Below are 22,628 nucleotides of genomic sequence, written 5' to 3'. Positions count from 1 at the left end.
CCACCATGCGCGCTGAGACGACGACGTCTCGCCTCGCGCGGCTCGGCTTCTCGTCCCCGAGCGAGGCGATCGACCTCGTCGGCGAGGTGGAGTCGGTGCTCGGCGAGCGCCTCGACGACCTGCGTCTCGCCGCGGATCCCGATCGCGCGCTGCGGTCGCTCGTGCGCCTGCACCGGGCCGGCCTCGACCTCGCGCCCACGCTCGCGGACGCCGCGGCGAGCGCGTCGCTCATGCGCGTGCTCGGCGCGTCGACGGGCCTCGCGACCTGCATCGAGCGCGCACCCGAGCTGCTCGAGGCCCTCGTGCCGCGCGCCCTGCCGACGACCGAGGAGCTGCGCAGCAGCCTCCAGGAGGCCGTGGCCGACCCCGAGGCGTCCCGCACCGACGCGATCGTCGCGATGCGCCGCAGGTACCGCAGGCACCTCACCGAGATCGTCGCCTACGACCTCGCCCAGCCCGATCCCGTCGCGCACGTGCAGGCGGTGAGCGCCGCGCTCGCCGACGCCGCGGCCTCCGCGCTCGAGGCGAGCCTCACGATCGCCCGGCGCACCGTCGCCGTGCGCTTCGGCGCCGACGACGTCGCCGCCACGGCGCTCGCCGTCATCGGCATGGGCAAGACGGGTGCGCGCGAGCTCAACGTGCTCAGCGACGTCGACGTCATCTGGGTGCACGGGTCGACCGAGGCGATCTCCGAGGAGCGCGCGGCGCAGGTCGCGCAGGCGCTCGCGCGCGAGACGACCGCGGGCTGCGTCGAGTCGGCGCGCGAGCCCATGCTGTGGGAGGTCGACGCCAACCTGCGCCCCGAGGGCAAGGACGGCACGCTCACGCGCACGCTCGAGTCGCACGTCGCCTACTACGAGCGCTGGGCGAAGTCGTGGGAGTTCCAGGCGCTCCTCAAGGCCCGCGCCGTCGCGGGCGACGCGGAGCTCGGCGCCGCGTACGAGGAGGCCGTCGCCTCGCGAGCGTGGCAGTCGTCGTCGCGCGGGGGCTTCGTCGAGTCCGTGCAGCGCATGCGCGAGCGCGTCACCGCGCACATCCCCGCCGACGAGGTCGACTGGCAGCTGAAGCTCGGACCGGGCGGCCTGCGCGACGTCGAGTTCACGGTGCAGCTCCTGCAGCTCGTGCACGGCGCGACGGACGAGCACGTCCGGCAGCGCGGCACGCTCGAGGCGATCGACGCGCTGCTCGCCGCCGGCATGATCGGACGCGTCGAGGCGGGCGAGTTCGCCGACGACTACCGGCAGCTGCGCGTCCTCGAGCATCGAGCGCAGCTCGCGCGCCTGTCGCGCACCCACCTCATGCCGTCGGATCCCGACGCGCAGCGCGGCATCGCGCGGGCCGCGGGATTCGCCGACGCCGAGGCGATGCTCGCGCGCTGGACGACGATCAAGCGCGAGGTGCGCAGGCTGCACGAGCGGCTCTTCTACCGGCCGCTGCTCGCCGCCGTCGCCTCGCTGCCCGACGGCTCGACGCAGCTGACGGACGAGGCCGCCAGGGCGCGGCTCGAGGCGAGCGGGTTCCGCGATCCGAAGGGGGCGCTCGCGCAGATCGGCGCGCTCACGAACGGCGTCACCCGGCGCGCGCAGATCCAGCGCGTCCTGCTGCCCGTGCTGCTGCAGTGGCTGTCGGAGGGACCCGACCCCGACATGGGGCTCCTCGCGTTCCGCCGGCTGTCCGAGGCGCTCGGCGAGTCGCCGTGGTACCTGCGCATGCTGCGCGACTCCGAGCTCGCCGCGCAGCGGCTCATGACGGTGCTGTCGTCGTCGCGGCTCATCGCGACGCTGCTCGAGCGCATCCCGGAGGCCGCGCACTGGCTCGCGGACGAGTCGCGCCTGCAGGCGCTGCCGCATGCGACGCTCGCCGACGAGGCGCGGGCCATCGTCGAGCGGCACCGCGACGACCGCGCGACGGCGCAGACCGCCCTGCGCACCCTGCGACGCCGCGAGCTGCTGCGCGCCGCCCTCGCCTCGGCGCTCGCCGTCGACGACGTGCTCGAGACGGGCGAGCGGCTCACGGGCATCGCGGGCGTGACGATCGACGCGGCGCTCGACCTCGCGGGCGGCGACGTCGCGATCGGCGTCGTGAGCATGGGACGCACGGGCGGTCGCGAGATCGGGTTCGGCTCCGACGTCGACGTGCTCTGGGTCTGCCGGGACGAGTCCGACGTCGACGCCGCGATGCGCGCCGTGCGCGCCGCGAGCGAGATCGTGCAGGATCCGTCGGTCAAGTTCGAGCTCGACGCCGGGCTGCGCCCCGAGGGCAGGCAGGGGCCGCTCGTGCGCACGCTCGCGTCGTACGCCACCTACTACGAGCGCTGGGGCGAGGTGTGGGAGCAGCAGGCGCTCCTGCGCGCCGCGCCGTTCGCGGGCGACCGCACGCTCGCCGACGACCTGCTCGCGATCGTCGTCGCCGCCCGCGACAGGGATACCCTCTCGCAGACGGGCGCACGCGAGATCCGCCGCATCAAGGCGCGCGTCGAGGCCGAGCGGCTGCCGCAGAACGCCGATCGCACGCGGCACCTCAAGCTCGGCCGCGGCTCGCTGAGCGACGTCGAGTGGCTCGTGCAGCTCCTGCAGCTGCAGCAGCCCGTCGACGGGGCGCGCGAGCGGCATCCCACGACCCTCGTCGCGCTCGCCGGCCTCGTCGAGGCCGGGGCGATCCCGGCGCGCGACGCGGCGATCCTCCGACGCGCGTGGCTGCTCGCGTCCCGCCTGCGCAACGCGCTCGCGCTCGCCCAGGCCCGCACGATCGACCTGCTGCCCACCGATCGCGGTCAGCTCGAGGTCGTCGCACGGCTCATGGGGCGCACGCAGGGGAGCGCCGCCACCGTCGAGGAGGAGTACCTGCGCGCGACCCGCCTCGCCCGCAAGGTCTTCGACGAGCGCTTCTGGGGCTAGCGCCTCGCCTGCCGACGTCGCGCGCGATCGTCGCCCGCAGCGTCGAGCGGACATGGGAAGGGGCCGGGTCCCCCCAAGGAACCCGGCCCCAGTCTCATGGGATCGACGTGACGTCGATCAGACCCCGAAGTACAGCTCGTACTCGAAGGGGTGCGGACGCAGCGCGACCGGGAGGATCTCCGACTCGCGCTTGTACGCGACCCACGTCTCGATGAGGTCCTCGGTGAACACGTTGCCCTCGAGGAGGAACGCGTGGTCCGCCTCGAGCGCCGCGAGCGCCTCCTCGAGGGTGCCGGGCACCTGGGGGATGCTCTTGGCCTCCTCGGGGGGCAGCTCGTAGAGGTCCTTGTCGACGGGCTCGTGCGGCTCGATGCGGTTCTTGATGCCGTCGAGGCCCGCCATGAGCTGCGCCGCGAAGGCGAGGTACGGGTTGCCCGAGGCGTCGGGGGCGCGGAACTCGATGCGCTTCGCCTTGGGGTTCGTGCCCGTGATCGGGATGCGGATCGCCGCCGAGCGGTTGCCCGCCGAGTAGACGAGGTTGACCGGGGCCTCGAAGCCCTTCACGAGGCGGCGGTACGAGTTCAGCGTGGGGTTCGTGAACGCGAGCAGCGCCGGCGCGTGGGCGAGGATGCCGCCGATGTACCAGCGGGCGAGGTCCGAGAGGCCGCCGTAGCCGTTGCCGTCGTAGAACAGCGGCTCGCCGCCCTTCCAGAGCGACTGGTGCGTGTGCATGCCCGAGCCGTTGTCGCCGAAGAGCGGCTTCGGCATGAACGTGGCGGTCTTGCCCCACTCCTCGGCCGTGTTCTTGACGATGTACTTGAACTTGAGGATGTCGTCCGCCGAGCGCACGAGGGTCGAGAACTTGTAGTTGATCTCGGCCTGGCCGCCCGTGCCCACCTCGTGGTGCGAGCGCTCGAGCTCGAGACCCGCGTCGATGAGCTTCAGCGACATGTCGTCACGCAGGTCGGCCTGCTTGTCGACGGGGGAGACGGGGAAGTACCCGCCCTTGAAGGGCGTCTTGTTGGCGAGGTTGCCGCCCTCCTCGACGCGACCCGAGTTCCACGCGCCCTCCTCGGAGTCGACGGCGTAGAACGACTGGTTCTGCTTGACCTCGTAGCGCACGTCGTCGAAGACGTAGAACTCCGCCTCGGGCGCGAAGAACGCCGTGTCGGCGATGCCCGTCGAGGTGAGGTACTGCTCGGCCTTGTGCGCGACCTGACGCGGGTCGCGGTGGTAGATCTCACCCGTGCGCGGGTTGTAGATGTCGAAGATCATGATGAGCGTCTTCGACTCGCGGAACGGGTCGAGGTACGCGGTCGTCACGTCGGGGATGAGCTGGAGGTCGGACTCCGCGATGCCCTGGAAGCCGCGGATGGACGAGCCGTCGAACAGCTGGCCGACGGTGAAGAAGTCCTCGTCGACCGTGGAGGCGGGGATGTTGAAGTGCTGCTGCACGCCGGGGAGGTCCGTGAACCGGATGTCGAGGAACTTCACGTCCTCGTCGGCGATGAAGGCGAGAACCTCGGACGAATCCTTGAACATGACGCTCCTTGCTCCTTGGGGGTGGGCGCGGGACGCGCCGTGGTCATGACGCTAGGGCGAGGCCGTTGCCCCGACGTGACGCGATTGTTTCCGGCGCGTTACGCGATCGTCAGCGCGGACGGCCGGCGCGCATGCGACGCGGATCGATGCCCTTCGGGATCGGCATCTGCATGCCGCCGAGGCTCGAGAGGCGGTTCGAGACCGCCATGACCTCGGCGCGGGTGAGCGTGCGCTTGAGGCCGCGCATGCGACGCGTGAGGCGTCGCAGCGGGATGTCGGAGTCGGGGCCGATCGCGAGGACGTGCACGGGGACGTTCGGGACGATGCGCTTGATCTTGCGCTGCTCGTCCTGCACGAGGCGCTGCGTGCGCGCCTGCGGGCCCTCGGCGATGAGGACGATCCCCGCGCGGCCGACGGCGCGGTAGACGGCGTCCTGCGTCTTCGTGTTCACGGCGACGGGCATCTCGCTCGACTGCCACGATCCGCGCAGGCCGTTCGAGAGCACCGCGCCCACGGCGCCGGCCTTGCCCTCGATCTGCGAGAAGGCGAGCTTCTCGGCGCGCCACGTCAGCGTGAGCATCAGCAGCATCAGGCCGATGAGGACGCCCGAGACGATCCACAGGATCGTGAAGAGCACGTCGCCCGGGGCGATGAGGAGCGCGAGCACGACCGCGAGGACGATCGGCAGCACCGCCGCGCCGATCATCAGCGGCAGGGCCACCCGATCCTGCTTGCGCGTCATCTGGAAGATGCGCCACATGGTCCGGATGCGACCCGGCTCCCTCGCGTCGATCGGCTGCGCCATGCCTCCCAGGGTATCGCCCGCGAGGGGCGTTCGACGACGCCTCCCGCACAGGCTCGCGACGTCCACAGCCCGCGGACGCGGCGACGGGCTCGCCGGGCGCGTGGGCGAGGGTTCGGGCATGGAGGAGATCGCTGGGCATCGGGTCGTGCGCGTGGTGCGCGACGAGGGCGAGCGGCGCGTGCTCGCGGCGTTCGGCGACCAGGCCGTCGAGCTGCACGTCGGCCGCGGCGCGGCGGCGGCGACCATGGCGCAGGAGGCCGCCGTGCTGCTCGCGGTGCCGCACGCGCACCTGCTGCCCGTGCTCGACGTCGCGACCCTCGACGACGCGGTGGTGCTCGTGCGACCCTCGTGCGCCACGACCGCGGCGGCGTGGCTGCTCGCTCGTGGCGCGCCGCGCGTGGGCGAGGTCGTCACGATCGCGGCGCCGATCCTCTCGGCCGTCGCCGCGCTGCACGCCGCGGGTGCGACGGCAGGCAGGATCGACCTCCACGCGCTCGTGCTCGACGAGGACGGCTGCCCCTCCCTCGTCGGCGTGGGCGCCGAACGGCGCACGACGTCGCCCACGCAGGCGTGGCGGGCGTCGTGCGAGGCGGTCGCGGCAGACTGCGACGCGCTCCTCGTGCTCGTCGACGAGCTCGTGGGTGCGTGCGGCGAGCCGGTGCCGATCGGCGTGCGCGACGCGCTGCGGGCACGGGACGCCGACGCGGCGGCCGACGGGCTCCTCGAGGCATGGCCCGCGGTGCCCATCGAGCACGCCCATGCCGCTCCGGCGCCACCGAGGAGGGCGCGCGAGCGCGTGCGCCGCGTCGAGGAGGCATCGCGCGCGGTGCGGTGGGCGCAGGATGCGCTCGCGCAGCTGGGGGCCGTGCGCCGGCCGGTCTGGCTCGCCGGGGGAGCCGGCGCGGTCGCGCTCGCCGGCGCGCTCGTGCTCGCGGGCACCGCCTCGTCGGCGCCCGTCGCCGACGCCCCTGCGTCGTCGGCGTCGCCCGGTGGCGGGTCGTCGGTCGACGCGGCGGCACCGCCGACGCCCGAGGCGACGTCGGTCGAGGCCGCGGGCGCGCTGCTCGCGGCACGCGAGGCGTGCCTCGACGCGGCCGACGACGCGTGCCTCGCAGCCATCCTCGATCCCACGGGTGCCGCCGCGGCCTCGACGTGGCGGCTGCCCGGCGACGCGACGCTCACGGAGGTGGCCGTGCTCGGCGACGCCGTGCTCGTGGACGTCGCCAGCAGCAGCGAGCCGGCGTCGGTCCTCGTGGTGAGGACCGACGCCGGCTGGATGCTGCGCGATGCGTGGGGCGCGTGAGGCCCGGGGCGCTAGATGCCCAGCTGCCCCTCGAAGTCGCCGGCCTCGAGCCGCTGCTTCACCTGCGTGAGGTAGCGGGCGGCGTCGGCGCCGTCGATGATGCGGTGGTCGTACGACAGGGCGAGGAACACCATCGACCGCACCGCGATCGAGTCCTGACCGTCGACCGACACCACGACGGGGCGCTTCACGACCGTGCCGACGCCGAGGATGGCGCGCTGCGGCTGGAAGACCACCGGGGTGTCGAACAGCGCGCCGCGCGAGCCCGTGTTCGTGAGGGTGAACGTGCCGCCCGCGAGCTCGTCCGGACCCAGCTTGTTGTCGCGGGTCCGCGACGCGAGGTCCGCGATCTGCTCGGCGAAGCCGCGCAGGTCGAGGCGCCCGGCGTCCTTGATGACCGGGGTCAGCAGGCCGCGCTCGGTGTCGACCGCCATCGAGAGGTTCTCGACGTCGGGGTAGGTGATCTCCTCGCCGTCGTCGGTCGCGTTGATGACCGGGTGCGCACGGAGCGCCTCGACGGCGGCGAGCGAGAAGAACGGCAGGAACGAGAGCTTCTGCCCCGTCTCCTCCTGGAAGCGACCCTTCACCCGGTCGCGCAGCTGCGCGACCTTCGTCACGTCGACCTCGACGACCGTCGTGAGCTGCGCCGTCGTCTGCATCGACTCGACCGCGCGCTTCGCCACGACCTTGCGCAGTCGCGACATCTTCGCGGTCGTGCCGCGCAGCGGCGAGTCCTCGACGGTGGCCGGAGCCGATGCAGCGGGTGCGGCAGCGGCGGCGGGCGCCGACGACGCGGCGGCCTCGGCGGCGGAGAGGACGTCCTCCTTGCGGATGCGACCGCCGACGCCCGTGCCCTGCACGGTCGTGAGGTCGACGCCGCGCTCGTGCGCGAGCTTGCGCACGATCGGGGTGACGTACACCGAGCCGCTGGAGGTGGCGGGCGCGGCGGGCGCCTGCTGCTTCGGAGCGTCCTGCGCCGGAGCCTCCTGCTTCGGAGCCTCCTGCTTCGGAGCCTCCTGCTTCGGGGCTGCCGGAGCCTCGGGCGCCTTCGGCGCCGGCGGGATCCCCTGGACGGCGGCGGGAGCCTCGGCGGGCTTCGCCTCGACCTTCGGCTCCTCTGCGGGAGCCTCCTGCGCGGGAGCCTCCTCGGCGGGGGCGTCCTGCGCGGGCGCCTCGGCCGGAGCCGAGCCGCCTGCCGAGCCGCCCACGCGGGCGATGACGGCGCCGACGTCGACGGTGTCGTCCTCCTCGGCCAGCAGCTCCGAGATCGTGCCGGCGACGGGCGAGGGCACCTCGGTGTCGACCTTGTCCGTCGAGATCTCGACGAGCGGCTCGTCGACCTCGATCGAGTCGCCGACCTTCTTGAGCCAGCGCGTGATGGTGCCCTCGGTCACGCTCTCGCCGAGCGCGGGGAGGGTGATGTCGGTCGCGTCGCCGCCTGCGTCGCTCGCACCGGCCGTGGGGGCGGGGGCGGGCTCGGACTCGTCGGTCGACGGACGCTCGGGCGCCTCGTCGGGCACGTCGGCGTCGACGTCGTCGGCGGCGGGAGCCGCGGGCTCCTCCACCGACTCCTCGGCGGGCGTCTCGGCGGGTGCCGCGTCGCGCGGCGCGTCGCCGGCGTCGCCCACGCGGGCGATGACGGCGCCGACGTCGACGGTGTCGTCCTCGTCGGCCAGGATCTCGGTGATGGTGCCGGCGATGGGCGAGGGCACCTCGGTGTCGACCTTGTCGGTCGAGATCTCGACGAGCGGCTCGTCGACCTCGACCGTGTCGCCGACCTGCTTGAGCCAGCGGGTGATCGTGCCTTCGGTGACGCTCTCGCCGAGCGCGGGCAGGGTGATGTCAGCCATGCGTCAGTCTCCTAGATGGCGTGGAGCGGCTTGCCGGCGAGCTTGAGCATCGTCTCGCCGATCGACTCGCCCTGGGTCGGGTGGGCGTGGAGCAGCGACGCGACGTCCTCGGGGTAGGCCTCCCAGTTCACGATGAGCTGGGCCTCTCCGACGAGCTCGCTCACGCGGCGTCCGATCATGTGCATGCCGACGACGGGGCCGTCCTTGACGCGCACGGCCTTCACGAAGCCCGAGGTGCCGACGATCTCGCTCTTGGCGTTGCCGCCGAGCGAGTACTCGTAGGTCTCGATCGCGTCGGCGCCGAAGTGCTCCTTGGCCTTGGCCTCGGTGTAGCCGACGGACGAGATCTCGGGGTCGCTGTAGGTGACCTTGGGGATGTTGAGGTCGTCGACGAAGCGCGGCTCGAGGCCCGCGATCTCCTCGGCGACGAAGATGCCGTGCTGGTAGCTGCGGTGCGCGAGCTGCAGGCCGGGCGTGATGTCGCCGATGGCGTACACGCCGGGGACCGAGGTCTGCAGGCGCTCGTCGACCGTCACGAAGCCGCGGTCGGTCGCGATGCCGACCTCCTCGAGGCCGATGTCCTGCGTGACCGGGCCGCGGCCGACGGCGACGAGCATGAGGTCGGCGTCGATCGTCTCGCCGGACTCGAGCGAGACGTGCACGCCCGAGTCGTCCTGCGTGACGCCGGCGAAGCGCGCGCTCAGCTTGAACTGGATGCCGCGCTTCTTGTACTGGCGCTCCATCTGCTTCGAGATGGACTCCTCCTCGTTGGGGACGAGGTGGGGGAGGCCCTCGATGATCGTGACCTCGGCGCCGAAGCCGCGCCAGACGCTCGCGAACTCGACGCCGATGACGCCGCCGCCGAGCACGATGACGTGACGCGGGATCCAGTCGAGCTGCAGCGCCTGCTCGCTCGTGATGACGCGGCCCTCGATCGCGAGGCCCGGGAGGGTCTTCGAGAAGGAGCCGGTCGCGAGGACGACGTTGCCGGCCTCGATGGTCTGGTCGCCGACCTGCACGGTCGTGGGCGACGTGATGCGGCCGGAGCCCTCGAAGACCGTGACGCCCTTGGCCTTGATGAGGCCCTGGAGGCCCTTGAACTTCTTGGCGACGATCTCCTCGCGGAAGCCCGTGACGGCCGCGATGTCGACGCCCTTCAGCTCGGCCTGCACGCCCGCGTGTGCGGCGTCGCGCACGACGTCGGCGACCTCGGACGAGTGGAGCATGGCCTTCGTCGGGATGCAGCCTCGGTGCAGGCACGTGCCACCGAGCTTGTCCTTCTCGATGATCGCGGCGGTCTTCCCGAGCTGGATTGCACGCAGCGCCACGGCGTAGCCGGCGCTGCCACCCCCCAGCACGACGATGTCGAACTTCTCGGCCACGTCACGCACTCCTTGGATGTCTCGCTGGCAGGCGTCGGCGCGTCGCCGCCGCCGTGTCCAACCCTATCGGCTGGCGTCCGCCCGCTGCGTCGTCCCGGAGAGCGCTGTGAGCGATCGCAGGAGTCCGCGCACGGCGACGCCCGTCGCACCCACGGGCACGGTGCCGTGGGCGGAGCCGGTGTTCGTCGACGGTCCGGCGATGTCGACGTGCGCCCACGGGATGGGCGCGCCGTCGCGCTCGCCGACGAACGTCGACAGGAACACGCCAGCGAGCAGCATGCCCGCGGCGCGGTTGCCCACCTTGGCGTTCGCGATGTCGGCGACGGGGGAGTCGAGCATCTGCAGCAGCTCCTCCGGCAGCGGCATGGGCCACAGGTCCTCGTCGACGGCGTCGCTCGCCTCGCGGATCGTCGCCACGAGCGCGTCGTCGTTGCCCATGAGCCCCGAGTAGCGGTCGCCGAGCGCGACGCGCTGCGCACCCGTGAGGGTCGCGACGTCGACGATCGCGTCGGGCAGCGTCTCGCTCGCGAGCGCGATCGCGTCGGCCATGACGAGACGGCCCTCCGCGTCGGTGTTCGTGACCTCGACCGTGCGGCCGCCGCGGATCGTCAGGACGTCGTCGGGGCGGATGGCCGTGCCGGAGGGCATGTTCTCGGCGAGGCAGAGGTACGCGGTGATGCGGACGGGCACCTGCAGCGCGGCGGCCGCGGCCGTGACGGCGTAGACGGTCGCGGCGCCGGTCATGTCGAACTTCATGTGCTGCATGGCGTCGGCCGGCTTGAGTGAGAGCCCGCCGGTGTCGTAGGTGATGCCCTTGCCGACGAGCGCGATGTGGCGCTCGGCGCCCGTGGGGGCCCACTCGACCGTCACGAGGCGCGGCGGCCGCGACGAGCCCTGGCCGACCCCGAGGATGCCGCCGAAGCCCTCCTCGGCGAGCGCGACCTCGTCGCGCACCGTGACGGCGAGGCCCGTCTGCGAGGCCTCGTCGCGCACGAGCTCGGCGAAGATCTCGGGGCTCAGGTCGCGCGGCGGCGTGTTCGACAGGTCGCGCGTGCGGTGGACGGCCTCCGCGACGATGCGGGCGCGGCGCACGTCGGCATCGGTCACGTGGACCTCGCCCACGACGACCGCGACCTCGGCGGGCGGCGTCGACGTCGCGTCGGCTGCCTTGTAGCGGCCGTAGCGGTAGGCGCCGAGCGCGGCGCCCTCGAGGACGGCGCCGACGTCGGCGGCATCGGACACGGGGAAGGCGATGGCGACGGTCGGGGTGCCCGCGAGCGCGCGCGTCGCCGCGGCGGCGGCGTCGCGCAGCGCACGGGTGGTCGCGGTGCGGCCGATGCCGACGAAGGCGACCCTGCGCCCGTCGACGACGGCGCGCACGACCTGCTCCGCACGCCCCGTGACGCCGAGGTCGGCCAGCAGCGCGGGATCGACGCCTGCGGCGTGCGGGGCGTCGGCGGCGAGCACGCCGTGCACGAGGACGTCCGCGGTGGCGTCGTCCGATGCGGCGATGAGCGAGAGTGCGGGGATCGGCATGCCGTCGAGCCTATGCGGCTCGCGACGCGAGCCGCCCGGTCGCGCGGCGACGCACGCCGCGACCGCTGGCTACGCTGGAGGCATGGTCAGGCCCGAGGATCTCATCGCGTTCTCCGACGAGGACGCCGTGCCGCCGGGCCTCGACCTCGTCGTCGCGATGCACGGGTTCGCCGACGCGGGCGCAGCAGCCGAGCTCGCGGCCGCCACGATCGTGTCGACGCTCCCGCACTCCTCGGTCGTCGAGTTCGACACCGATCTGCTCGTCGACCACCGCTCGCGACGTCCGCACGTGCTCTTCGACGAGGACCACATCGCCGAGTACGTGCCGCACGCCCTCACGATGTCGCTGTGCGAGGACGACGCCGGCAAGCCCTTCCTCCTGCTCTCCGGCCCCGAGCCCGACTACATGTGGGAGCGCTTCGCCGACGCCGTGCGCATCGTCGCCGAGCGCCTCGCGGTCCAGCGCACGACAATCCTGCTGTCCATCCCCATGCCCGTGCCGCACACGCGACCGCTCGGCGTCACGGTCTCCGGCAACCGCAAGGACCTCGTCGAGGCCTTCTCGGTGTGGAAGCCGACCTCGACGGTGCCCGCGTCGGTCATGCACCTCCTCGAGCACCGCCTCGCCCCCGAGATGCCCGTCGCCTCGTTCGTCGTGCTCGTGCCGCACTACGTGGGCGAGTCCGGCACGGCCGGCCCTGCGCTCGCGGCCCTCGACGGCGTGACGAACGCGACGGGGCTCGTGTTCCGCACCGAGGAGCTGCGCGGCACCGAGCGCGAGTTCCAGTCGCTCGTGAGCCAGCAGATGGAGGCGAACGAGGAGCTGCGGCGCCTCGTCGCGACCCTCGAGGCTCGCTACGACGCCTACATGGAGAACGCCGGCGTGCGCTCGCCCCTCACCGACGAGGACGGCTCGCTGCCGACGGCCGACGAGATCGCCGCCGAGCTCGAGCGCTACCTGGCTCGCAGGCGGGCCGACCCCACGCAGCCGTGACCGGAGCGCGCTCGTGAACGGGCGGATGGCGTGGGTCACCTGGGTCGTCTGCATCCTCGCCTACCTCGTCGCCACGCTCCATCGGTCCTCGCTCGGCGCCGCGGCGCCCGACGCGATCGTGCGGTTCGACGCCACGGCGGCCCAGCTGTCGAGCCTCGCGGTGCTGCAGCTCGTCGTCTACGCCGCGCTGCAGATCCCGGTGGGCGTGCTCGTCGATCGCTACGGTCCGCGCATGCTCGTCGCGATCGGCGGCGTGCTCATGGCGCTCGGCCAGGGCCTGCTCGCGGCGACGGACGACGTGCCGGTCGCGATCGGCGCGCGCATGCTCGTCGGCGCCGGCGACGCCGCGACCTTCATCTCGGTGCTGCGCCTGCTGCCGTCGTGGTTCTCCGGACCGCGCCTGCCGCAGCTGTCGCAGTGGACGGGCAACATCGGGCAGCTCGGCCAGCTCTTCTCGGCCGTGCCCTTCGTGTGGATGCTGCAGCACCTCGGCTGGACGACGTCGTTCGCGTCGGTCGCGATCGTCGGCGCGGTCGTCGCGGTGCTCGTGCTCGTCGTCGTGCGCAACGCGCCGCCGGGCATCGTCGCGCCCCGCACGGACAGCATCCAGCTGCCCGCGTCGTGGTGGCGCCGGCTGCGCTCCGCGATCGGCCTGCCCGGCACGCAGCTGGGGTTCTGGGCGCACTTCTCGACGCAGTCGCCCGGCACGGTCTTCTCCCTGCTGTGGGGGTTCCCGATCCTCGTCTCCGGCCTCGGCTACACGCGCGGCGAGGCATCGGGCCTCGTCGTCGTCATCATCGCGACCGGCGTCGTCAGCGGGCCGATCCTCGGACTGCTGAGCGCGCGGTTCCCGGCGAGGCGGTCGAACCTCGTGCTCGCGATCGTCGCGCACATGGCGCTCGCGTGGGCGGTCGTGCTCCTCTGGCCGGGCACCCCGCCGACCGCGGTCGTCGTGTGGATGCTCGTGGCGATCGGGATCGGCGGGCCCGGCTCGCTCATCGGCTTCGACTTCGCGCGCACCTTCAACCCCATCCGCTCGCTCGGGTCGGCGAACGGCTTCGTCAACGTCGGCGGGTTCACGGCGTCGTTCTGCCTCATGGCGCTCATCGGCATCGGGCTCGACGTCATCCATCGCATCCGGCTCGACGCGGGCATCGACGCCGGGCTGTACGACTGGGAGGCGTTCCGCATCGCGCTGTCGGTGCAGTTCCTCGCGCTCGGGCTCGGCGCCGCGATGCTCCTGCACGCCCGGCGGCGCACGAGGAGGCGTCTGCAGGAGGAGGATGGGGTGACGGTCGCGCCGCTCTGGTCGGCGCTGCTGGCCGCGATCCGACGTCGTCGAGGACGCGCGGGAATGCCGTAGCGTCCCGCGGCGCTATAATGGTACACATCCGCCCGTCGGACGCAAGGGTCATCTGCATCCGTCGGGCCTCCGCACATCTGCCCAGCCACCCTCCAGGAGGTGCCATGGCGACCCGCACCAGCACACGAGCGAAGGCCGACGCCGACGCGACCGACACGGCCGCGCCCACGACGACCCCCGCGACGACGAAGACGACCGCCGCGAAGACCGCGGCGGCCAAGGCTCCCTCCAAGGCCGCGGCTACGAAGACGGCGGCTGCCGCGAAGGCTCCCGCCGCCAAGGCCACGACGGCGAAGGCCACGACCGCGAAGACCACGACGGCGAAGGCGACGACGGCCAAGGCCACGACGACGCGCAAGGCGGCCGCCCCCAAGACGGCCACCGCATCCGCGACGCCGCGCACGAAGGCGAAGGCCCGTACGAAGGCCGCGTCCGAGGCGACGAGCGACGAGGCTGCCGACGAGGACGCCCAGGTAGCGGTCGACGCCGACGACGCCGACGAGACCGAGGACGAGGACGGCACGCCCCGTCGTCGTCGTGGCCAGAAGTCCGACGAGTCCGCGTACGACGAGAAGCTGCCGAACGGCGCGCTCATCATCTCGACGAACGAGGACGACGAGGTCCCGGTCTACTCGGCCACGATCACGGGCGCGACGGCCGACCCCGTCAAGGACTACCTGAAGCAGATCGGCAAGGTCCCGCTCCTCAACGCCGCCGAGGAGGTCGACCTCGCGATGCGCATCGAGGCGGGCCTGTTCGCCGAGGAGCGTCTCGCCGGCGACGAGAAGCTCGCTCCGAAGCTCACGCGCGAGCTCCGCTCGATCGCTCGCGACGGCAAGCGCGCGAAGAGCCACCTGCTGGGCGCGAACCTGCGCCTCGTCGTGTCGCTCGCGAAGCGCTACACCGGTCGAGGCATGCAGTTCCTCGACCTCATCCAGGAGGGCAACCTGGGCCTCATCCGTGCGGTCGAGAAGTTCGACTACACCAAGGGCTTCAAGTTCTCGACGTACGCGACGTGGTGGATCCGCCAGGCGATCACGCGCGCCATGGCCGACCAGGCGCGCACGATCCGCATCCCGGTCCACATGGTCGAGGTCATCAACAAGCTCGCCCGCGTGCAGCGCCAGATGCTGCAGGACCTGGGCCGCGAGCCCACGCCCGAGGAGCTCGCGCGCGAGCTCGACATGACGCCCGAGAAGGTCGTCGAGGTGCAGAAGTACGGCCGCGAGCCCATCTCGCTGCACACGCCCCTCGGCGAGGACGGCGACAGCGAGTTCGGCGACCTCATCGAGGACACCGAGGCCGTCGTGCCCGCCGACGCCGTCGGCTTCACGATGCTGCAGCGTCAGCTCGAGTCGCTGCTCGACTCCCTGTCCGAGCGCGAGGCGGGCGTCATCAAGATGCGCTTCGGCCTGGGCGACGGCATGCCGAAGACGCTCGACCAGATCGGCGACACCTTCGGCGTCACGCGCGAGCGCATCCGCCAGATCGAGTCGAAGACGATGGCGAAGCTGCGCCACCCGTCGCGGTCGCAGGCGCTGCGCGACTACCTCGAGTAGGCCGCCGCTCGCAGCGACGAGACATGGGGCGTCACCCGGCTTCGGGTGACGCCCCATCGGCGTATAGACTGACCTTCTACCCCCAAGAAGGAATGCCGATACCCATGCTCCGCTCGAAGTCGCTGCGCATCGCAGCCGTCACCGCCGCCGTCGCCTCCCTCGCGCTCGCCGGCTGCTCCGCGTCGTCCTCCGCACCCGAGTCCTCCGAGGAGGCGAGCGGGCTCACGCTCGCCGACGTGCAGGAGGCCGGCGTGCTCGTCGTCGGCACCGAGGGCACGTACTCGCCGTTCTCGTTCCACGCGGACGGCGGCACGGGCGAGCTGACCGGTTACGACGTCGACGTCATCACGGCCATCGCGGGCGAGCTCGGCGTCGAGGTCGAGTTCGAGGAGACGCAGTGGGACGCGATCTTCGCCGGCCTCGACTCGGGCCGCTGGGACGTCATCGCCAACCAGGTCTCGATCAACCCCGAGCGCGAGGAGCGCTACCTCTTCTCGACGCCCTACACGTACTCGCCGGGCGTCCTCATCGTGCCGACCGACAGCGACATCGCCTCGTTCGACGACCTCGAGGGCGTCACGAGCGCGCAGTCGCTCACGTCGAACTGGGCCGAGGTCGCCACGGAGTCCGGCGCGACGGTCGAGGGCGTCGAGGGCTTCGCCCAGGCGGTCGAGCTGCTCCGCACGGGCCGCGTCGACGCGACGATCAACGACCGGCTGACGTTCCTCGACTACGAGACCGCCCAGGGCGGCGACATCGGCGTCGAGATCGTCGACGAGACCGAGGACGTCTCCGAGTCGGCCGTGACCTTCCGTCAGGGCAGCGACGACCTCGTCGCCGCCGTCGACGAGGCGATCGCGACGCTCACGGCCGATGGCACGCTCGCGGAGATCTCGGAGCGCTACTTCGGCGAGGACGTCTCGGTCGCGACCGCGTAGGCGGCCGGCCCTAGGCTCTGGCCATGGACTGGGACCTCGTCCTCACGTCGATCGGGCCGATCGCGCTCGCCGCCGTGCGGGCGACGATCCCGCTCACGCTCGCGTCGTTCGCGATCGGGCTCGTGCTCGCCGTCGGCCTCGCCCTCATGCGCATCTCGGGCGTCGCCGTGCTCTCGGGCATCGCACGGGTGTACATCTCGCTCGTCCGCGGCACGCCGTTGCTCGTGCAGCTGTTCCTCGTGTTCTTCGGCCTGCCGTCGATCGGCGTCACGATCGACCCGTGGCCGAGCGCCATCATCGCGCTGTCGCTCAACGTCGGCGGCTACGCGGCCGAGGTCGTGCGGGCGGCGATCCTCTCGATCCCGCGCGGGCAGTGGGAGGCGGCGTCGATGCTCGGCATGACGCGCGGGCAGGCGTTGACGCGCATCATCCTGCCGCAGGCGTCGCGCGTGTCGGTGCCCCCGCTGTCGAACACCTTCATCTCGCTCGTGAAGGACACGTCGCTGTGCTCGACGATCCTCGTGACCGAGCTCTTCCGCGTCGCGCAGCAGATCGCGGCCCCCTCGGGGGAGTTCCTGCTGATCTACGGCGTCGCCGCCGTCGTCTACTGGGTGCTCTGCACGATCCTCGCGTTCGGGCAGGACCTGCTCGAGAGGAGGCTCGAGCGCCATGCCGTCTGAGCCCGCCACCGTGTCCGAGCCGCTGCTGTCCGTGCGGGGGCTGCGCAAGTCGTTCGGCGACCTCACCGTGCTGCACGGCGTCGACCTCGACCTGTTCCCCGGACAGGTGCACGCCCTCATCGGTCCGTCGGGCTCCGGCAAGACGACGGTGCTGCGCTCGCTGAACGGGCTCGAGACGGCCGAGGCCGGCACGCTCACGACGCCCGACTGGTCGATCGACCTCGCGCAGGGCCTCGGCCGGCGCGATCGCACGCGGCTCGCGGCGCTGTCGTCGATGGTCTTCCAGCAGCACCACCTGTTCCCGCACCTGTCCGTGCTCGACAACGTGACGGTGGGGCCGACCGTGGTGCAGCGCGTGCCGCGCGCCGAGGCCGAGCAGCATGCGCGGGCGCTCCTCGACCGCGTCGGATTGGCCGAGAAGGCCGACGCGCGACCCTCCGAGCTCTCCGGCGGGCAGCAGCAGCGCGTCGGGATCGTGCGGGCGATGGCGATGCGGCCGCAGATGCTCCTCTTCGACGAGCCCACGAGCGCGCTCGATCCCGAGCTCGTCGGCGAGGTGCTGCGGGTCGTCGGCGAGCTCGCGCACGAGGGGTGGACGATGGCGATCGTCACGCACGAGCTCGCGTTCGCGCGAGCCGTCGCCGACACCGTGACGTTCTTCGACGCCGGCGTCGTCGTCGAGCAGGGCACGCCCGAGCAGCTCTTCGACGACCCGCGGTCGGATCGTCTGCAGCGATTCCTGCGCAGGCTCACCGACCCGCTCGGCTGAGCAGCGGCCGAGCCGTCGGACGCACGAAGGGGGCCCGCCGTCCGGCGGGCCCCCTTCGTCGTCTGCGCTCAGTCCTGCAGCAGACGCTCGCTCTCGTCGTGCCACACCAGCGCGAGCGGCGCGAGCTTCTCGCGGTGCTTCGTCGCGTGGTGGGCGCAGAAGAGGAGGACGCCGGACTCCATGGTCGCTCGCACGTATGCCTGCGCACCGCAGCTGTCGCAGCGGTCGAGACCGGTGAGCGGTGCCGTGGCCTCATCCTCGATGGTCGAGATGGTGTCGTTCACGGGTACCTCCTTCTCCTGACGTAGATCCATGCTGCCATGCCTCGCGGTGCGAGGACGCGACATCCGGGTCCGTTTCGCGCGCGGCGTACGCCGCGAGCCTGCACCGAGGGTTCGTCGCCGCTGCCTAGTCTGGATGTCGACACGAGAAGGAGCACCGTGGCGTCGAAGGACTACACCGCCAGGCACCTGTCCGTCCTCGAGGGGCTCGAGGCGGTGCGCAAGCGACCGGGCATGTACATCGGCTCGACCGACTCGCGCGGGCTCATGCACTGCCTGTGGGAGATCATCGACAACTCGGTCGACGAGGCGCTCGGCGGCCACGGCACGCGCATCGAGGTGCAGCTGCATGCCGACGGCAGCGTCGAGGTGCGCGACACGGCCCGCGGCCTCCCCACCGACATCGAGCCCCGCACGGGGCTCACCGGCGTCGAGGTCATCTTCACGAAGCTCCATGCGGGCGGCAAGTTCGGCGGTGGCGCGTACGCATCCTCCGGCGGCCTGCACGGCGTCGGCGCGTCGGTCGTCAACGCGCTGTCCGAGCGCCTCGACGTCGAGGTCGATCGCGACGGCGCGACATGGGCGATGAGCTTCCACCGCGGCGAGCCGGGCGAGTTCCTCGACGGGAAGGACGGCCCGTCGCCGACGGCGACGTTCGTGCCCTTCGTCGACGGCTCGCGCCTGCGGAAGGTCGGCAGGGTCTCGAAGGCCACGACGGGCACGCGCGTGCGCTACTGGGCCGACCCGCAGATCTTCACGCGCGACGCCGCCTTCCAGCTCGAGCCGCTCGTGCGCCGCGCGCGTCAGACCGCGTTCCTCGTGCCCGGCCTCGAGCTCGAGATCGCCGACGATCGCACGCCGCCGACCGACGCGGAGGGCGCGGCGCCCGAGCGCATCCAGACGTTCCGCTACGACGGCGGCATCGGCGAGTTCGTCGACTTCCTCGCTCCGGATGCGGCGCTGACGCAGACGTGGCGCATCACGGGCGCCGGCGACTTCGCCGAGACGGTGCCGGTGCTCGACGAGCAGACCGGGCACATGATCTCGCGCGAGGTGCAGCGCACGTGCGAGGTCGACATCGCGATGCGATGGGGCACGGGCTACGAGACCGTCGTGCAGTCGTACGTCAACATCATCGCGACGCCGAAGGGCGGCACCCACCAGACGGGCTTCGACCAGGCCCTCACGAAGGTCCTCCGCGACCAGGTCGCCCAGAACGCGCGTCGGCTCAAGGCCGGCACCGACAGGCTCGAGAAGGACGACATCGCCGCCGGCCTCACGGCCGTCGTGACCGTGCGCCTCCCCGAGCCGCAGTTCGAGGGCCAGACGAAGGAGATCCTCGGCACGCCCGCCGTGCGCCAGGTCGTCCAGAAGGTGCTCTCGCAGGGCCTCACCGAGCGGTTCACGTCTGCGCGGCGCGAGGACAAGGCGCAGTCGGGCCTCGTGCTCGAGAAGGTCGTGAGCGAGATGAAGGCGCGCCTGTCGGCACGTCAACTCAAGGAGACGCAGCGCCGGAAGTCGGCGCTCGAGTCGTCGACGCTGCCGCCGAAGCTCGCCGACTGCCGCTCGTCCGACACGACGCAGAACGAGCTCTTCATCGTCGAGGGCGACTCGGCGCTCGGCACGGCCAAGCCCGCGCGCGACTCGGAGTACCAGGCGATCCTGCCCATCCGCGGCAAGATCCTCAACGTGCAGAAGGCGTCGGTCGCCGACATGCTCGCGAACGCCGAGTGCGCCGCGATCCTGCAGGTCATCGGCGCGGGCTCCGGCCGAACGTTCGACCTCGAGGCCGCGCGCTACGGCAAGATCATCATCCTGTCCGACGCCGACGTCGACGGCGCGCACATCCGCACGCTGCTCCTGACGCTGCTGCACCGGTACGCGCGGCCGCTCATCGAGGGCGGTCGCGTCTACGCGGCGGTGCCGCCGCTGCACCGCACGGTCGTCAAGGCGCAGGGACGCCGGGCAGGCGAGGTCGTCTACACGTACTCCGACGCCGAGAACACCGCGCTGCAGGCCCGCCTGGCGAAGCAGGGGCGGACGTTCGACAAGCCGCAGCGCTACAAGGGACTCGGCGAGATGGACGTCGACCAGCTCGCCGAGACGACGATGGATCGCTCGAGGCGCACGCTGCGACGCGTGACGATCACCGACACCGAACGGGCCAACGAGGTCTTCGAGCTGCTCATGGGCAACGACGTCGCGCCGCGCAAGGAGTTCATCGTCAACGCGCCCGGCTTCGATCGCGAGCGCATCGACGTCTGATCGACGCCGCGGTCGCGCGGCAGGCGGAGGCCCGCCGCGCGATCAGGTGCCGAGCGTGGTGCCGATGGCGCCGATCGGCTGCTCGATCGCGACCCCGGAGCCCGTGCGGGGCGTCGCCTCCGGCAGCGGACGCTGGCTGCCGTCCGACCCGACGGCGAGCGGCGCGACGCCCGCCCACGCGTGCGCGAGGGTCGTCTCGCCCTTGAGGAAGCGGTGGCCGCCCACGCCGCCCGTCGCACGCCCCTTGGCGGGGAACTCGGCGAGGTCGGAGACCTTGACGCGCGCATCGTCGAGCCCGGCGAGGGTCTCGGCGGCGACGGTGACCGTGACGATGCTCGCGGCGTCGGTGACGGCGCCCGCGAACAGCACGGTCGCGGCGCCCTTGAGCGAGATGCCCTTCATGCCCGCCGCGCCCGGCCCCTGCGGGTTCACGTCCTTCGCCTTGAAGCGCAGCACCTGGGCGTCGCTCGCCACGAGCACGACCCAGTCGTCGTCCGTCGCGTGCGCGGCGCCGACGACGCGGTCCTTCGGCTTGAGGGCGATGATCTCGGCCTCGTCGCGGTCGGGGAGCGCGGAGGGCAGCACGCGCTTGACGACGCCCTGCGCCGTCGCGACGAGGATGGGACGCTCGTCGGCCAGCGACACGATCGTCACGACCTCCTCGCCCCGCTCGAGCGCGAGCGCATCCTTGACCTTGAGGCCCGCGGTGAGGCCGATGGAGGTCGGCGGCACCGACGGCAGGTCGACGGGGGTCGTGCGCAGCACGCGGCCCGCGGTCGTGACGACGCCGAACGCGCCGCGGGTCGTCGTGCGCACCTCGGCGCGGATCGCGTCGTGGCGCGAGCGACGCGCAGGGGCCGGCAGCGGCTCGGTCGTGTCGATGCGCACGAGCCTGCCCGTGGCCGAGAGCACGACGGCCGTCGGCTCGTCGGCGACCTCGAGCTGCGCGGCCTGCGCCTTCGTCGTGGGCTTGGGGCGAGCCTCGGTGAGCAGCGTGCGCCGCGGCGTGCCGAAGCGCTCCGCGACCTCGTCGAGCTCGTCCGCGACGACGCGGCGCAGGAGACCGGGCTCGCCGAGGATGCGCTGCAGCTCCTCGATGCGCGCACGCAGCTCGGCCGCCTCCTGCTCGAGCTCGATGCGCGAGAAGCGCGTGAGCCGCCGCAGCCGCAGCTCGAGGATGTACTCCGCCTGCGCCTCCGAGAGGTCGAAGACGTCCTGCAGGCGCGAGCGGGCCTGCGCGGAGTCCTCGCTCGAGCGGATGACCTGGATGACCTCGTCGATGTCGACGATCGCGATGAGGAGGCCCTCGACGAGGTGCAGGCGATCCTGCGCCTTGCGGAGCCGGAACTCGCTGCGGCGGCGCACGACGCGCAGTCGGTGGTCGAGGTAGACGCGCAGCAGGTCGACGAGCCCGAGCGTGCGCGGCGTGCCGTCGACGAGCGCGACGGCGTTGATCGAGAACCCGTCCTCGAGCGGCGTGACGCGGTAGAGCTGCTCGAGCACCGCCTCGGGGCTGAAGCCCGTCTTCACGTCGACGACGAGGCGGAGGCCGTGCTTGCGGTCGGTGAGGTCCTGCACGTCCGAGAGGCCCTGCAGGCGCTTCGACTGCACGCCGTCCTTGATCTTCTCGATGACGCGCTCGGGACCGACGAGGTACGGCAGCTCGGTGAAGACGAGCTGCGACTTGCGCCCCGTGCGCTCGATGGACGCCTTCGCGCGCGTCTTGAACGAGCCGCGACCCGTCGCGTAGGCGTCGCGCACGCCGTCGAGGCCCGCGACGATGCCGCCGCCGGGCAGGTCGGGACCGGGCACGAACGCCATGAGGTCGTCGACGGTCGCGTCGGGGTGCTCGAGCAGGTGCTTCGCGGCCTGCACGACCTCGATGAGGTTGTGCGGCGCCATGTTCGTCGCCATGCCGACGGCGATGCCGCTCGCACCGTTGACGAGGAGGTTCGGGTACGACGCCGGCAGCACGACGGGCTGCTGGAACTCGCCGTCGTAGTTGGGCTCGAAGTCGACGACGTCCTCGTCGAGGCCCGCCGTGAGCGAGAGCCCGGCGGCGTCGAGCCTGGCCTCCGTGTAGCGCGAGGCGGCGGGGCCGTCGTCGAGCGAGCCGAAGTTGCCGTGGCCGTCGACGAGCGGCACGCGCATCGTGAACGGCTGCGACAGGCGCACGAGCGCGTCGTAGATGGGGGAGTCGCCGTGGGGATGCAGCTTGCCCATGACGTCGCCGACGACGCGCGCGCTCTTCACGTGACCGCGATCGGGCGTGAGCCCCATCTCGGCCATCTGGAAGAGGATGCGTCGCTGGACGGGCTTCAGCCCGTCGCGCGCGTCCGGCAGGGCGCGCGTGTAGATGACGGAGTAGGCGTACTCGAGGAAGGAGCCCTGCATCTCGGCGGCGACATCGACATCCTCGATGCGCTCGCCATCGGAGGGTGTGGCGATGTCGGTCATAGGCTGT

General features: G+C 72.2%; 16 protein-coding genes. 9 read left to right on the top strand and 7 right to left on the bottom strand.

Annotation, left to right across the window (positions count from 1 at the left end; translation table 11 throughout):
* Positions 1-5 precede the first annotated feature (5 nt).
* Entirely contained in the window at positions 6-2,897 is a 2,892-nt protein-coding gene (locus tag ABD249_RS08075) for a bifunctional [glutamine synthetase] adenylyltransferase/[glutamine synthetase]-adenylyl-L-tyrosine phosphorylase (protein ID WP_344342447.1), read from the top strand.
* Positions 2,898-3,014: 117 nt separating this feature from the next.
* On the opposite strand, the gene glnA is transcribed toward ABD249_RS08075, so the two are convergent.
* Together glnA and ABD249_RS08065 are read right to left on the bottom strand one after the other, a co-directional pair.
* Positions 3,015-4,439 (bottom strand): type I glutamate--ammonia ligase, encoded by a 1,425-nt coding sequence (gene glnA / locus ABD249_RS08070; protein ID WP_344342445.1) that lies wholly within the window; start codon positions 4,437-4,439, stop codon positions 3,015-3,017.
* A 109-nt stretch (positions 4,440-4,548) separates the two neighbouring features.
* Entirely contained in the window at positions 4,549-5,244 is a 696-nt protein-coding gene (locus ABD249_RS08065) for a DUF4191 domain-containing protein (protein ID WP_344342444.1), read from the bottom strand.
* Positions 5,245-5,362: 118 nt separating this feature from the next.
* On the opposite strand from ABD249_RS08065, the gene ABD249_RS08060 reads away from it, so the two are divergent.
* The gene (locus tag ABD249_RS08060) at positions 5,363-6,547 is read left to right on the top strand and encodes a hypothetical protein (RefSeq protein ID WP_344342442.1); all 1,185 of its coding nucleotides are present in this window, start codon (positions 5,363-5,365) and stop codon (positions 6,545-6,547) included.
* Positions 6,548-6,558: 11 nt separating this feature from the next.
* Here the strand turns inward: ABD249_RS08060 and sucB are convergent, their stop codons facing one another.
* The 3 genes from sucB to ABD249_RS08045 form a co-directional block, all read right to left on the bottom strand.
* Positions 6,559-8,397 carry a 2-oxoglutarate dehydrogenase, E2 component, dihydrolipoamide succinyltransferase gene (gene sucB, locus ABD249_RS08055; protein WP_344342440.1) on the bottom strand — a complete coding sequence of 613 codons (1,839 nt, stop codon included), beginning with the start codon at positions 8,395-8,397 and terminating at the stop codon, positions 6,559-6,561.
* Between the two features lie 11 nt (positions 8,398-8,408).
* Positions 8,409-9,779, bottom strand: a complete 1,371-nt coding sequence (gene lpdA, locus ABD249_RS08050; protein WP_344342438.1) for a dihydrolipoyl dehydrogenase — start codon at positions 9,777-9,779, stop codon at positions 8,409-8,411.
* A 63-nt stretch (positions 9,780-9,842) separates the two neighbouring features.
* Positions 9,843-11,315: a leucyl aminopeptidase gene (locus ABD249_RS08045; protein WP_344342436.1), complete on the bottom strand. Its 1,473-nt coding sequence runs from the start codon at positions 11,313-11,315 to the stop codon at positions 9,843-9,845.
* Between the two features lie 82 nt (positions 11,316-11,397).
* On the opposite strand from ABD249_RS08045, the gene ABD249_RS08040 reads away from it, so the two are divergent.
* The 6 genes from ABD249_RS08040 to ABD249_RS08015 all read left to right on the top strand — a co-directional run bounded on the left by ABD249_RS08040 (position 11,398) and on the right by ABD249_RS08015 (position 17,618).
* Positions 11,398-12,309: a PAC2 family protein gene (locus ABD249_RS08040; RefSeq protein WP_344342434.1), complete on the top strand. Its 912-nt coding sequence runs from the start codon at positions 11,398-11,400 to the stop codon at positions 12,307-12,309.
* Between the two features lie 25 nt (positions 12,310-12,334).
* Positions 12,335-13,672, top strand: a complete 1,338-nt coding sequence (locus ABD249_RS08035) for an MFS transporter (RefSeq protein WP_344342432.1) — start codon at positions 12,335-12,337, stop codon at positions 13,670-13,672.
* A gap of 104 nt (positions 13,673-13,776) precedes the next feature.
* On the top strand, positions 13,777-15,231 hold the full coding sequence (locus ABD249_RS08030) for an RNA polymerase sigma factor (RefSeq protein ID WP_344342430.1): 1,455 nt from the start codon (positions 13,777-13,779) through the stop codon (positions 15,229-15,231).
* 104 nt (positions 15,232-15,335) lie between these two features.
* Positions 15,336-16,169 carry an amino acid ABC transporter substrate-binding protein gene (locus ABD249_RS08025; protein WP_344342428.1) on the top strand — a complete coding sequence of 278 codons (834 nt, stop codon included), beginning with the start codon at positions 15,336-15,338 and terminating at the stop codon, positions 16,167-16,169.
* Positions 16,170-16,192: 23 nt separating this feature from the next.
* Entirely contained in the window at positions 16,193-16,849 is a 657-nt protein-coding gene (locus ABD249_RS08020) for an amino acid ABC transporter permease (protein WP_344342426.1), read from the top strand.
* Positions 16,839-17,618 carry an amino acid ABC transporter ATP-binding protein gene (locus tag ABD249_RS08015; RefSeq protein WP_344342424.1) on the top strand — a complete coding sequence of 260 codons (780 nt, stop codon included), beginning with the start codon at positions 16,839-16,841 and terminating at the stop codon, positions 17,616-17,618. The genes ABD249_RS08020 and ABD249_RS08015 overlap by 11 nt, the downstream gene beginning before the upstream one ends.
* 68 nt (positions 17,619-17,686) lie before the next feature.
* Here ABD249_RS08015 and ABD249_RS08010 read toward each other — a convergent pair whose 3' ends face one another.
* Positions 17,687-17,902: a DUF7455 domain-containing protein gene (locus tag ABD249_RS08010; RefSeq protein ID WP_344342423.1), complete on the bottom strand. Its 216-nt coding sequence runs from the start codon at positions 17,900-17,902 to the stop codon at positions 17,687-17,689.
* Positions 17,903-18,058: 156 nt separating this feature from the next.
* Here ABD249_RS08010 and ABD249_RS08005 point away from each other — a divergent pair, with 156 nt between their 5' ends.
* Complete coding sequence (locus tag ABD249_RS08005; protein ID WP_344342421.1) at positions 18,059-20,164, top strand: DNA gyrase/topoisomerase IV subunit B; 2,106 nt, start codon at positions 18,059-18,061, stop codon at positions 20,162-20,164.
* Between the two features lie 42 nt (positions 20,165-20,206).
* Here ABD249_RS08005 and ABD249_RS08000 read toward each other — a convergent pair whose 3' ends face one another.
* Positions 20,207-22,621 carry a DNA gyrase/topoisomerase IV subunit A gene (locus ABD249_RS08000; RefSeq protein ID WP_344342420.1) on the bottom strand — a complete coding sequence of 805 codons (2,415 nt, stop codon included), beginning with the start codon at positions 22,619-22,621 and terminating at the stop codon, positions 20,207-20,209.
* Between the last annotated feature and the right edge of the window lie 7 nt (positions 22,622-22,628).

This window comes from Agrococcus versicolor (assembly GCF_039531815.1).
Taxonomy (GTDB): domain Bacteria; phylum Actinomycetota; class Actinomycetes; order Actinomycetales; family Microbacteriaceae; genus Agrococcus; species Agrococcus versicolor.
Note: the sequence above shows the minus strand (reverse complement) of the source record. Positions and strands in the feature narration are given on the sequence as shown.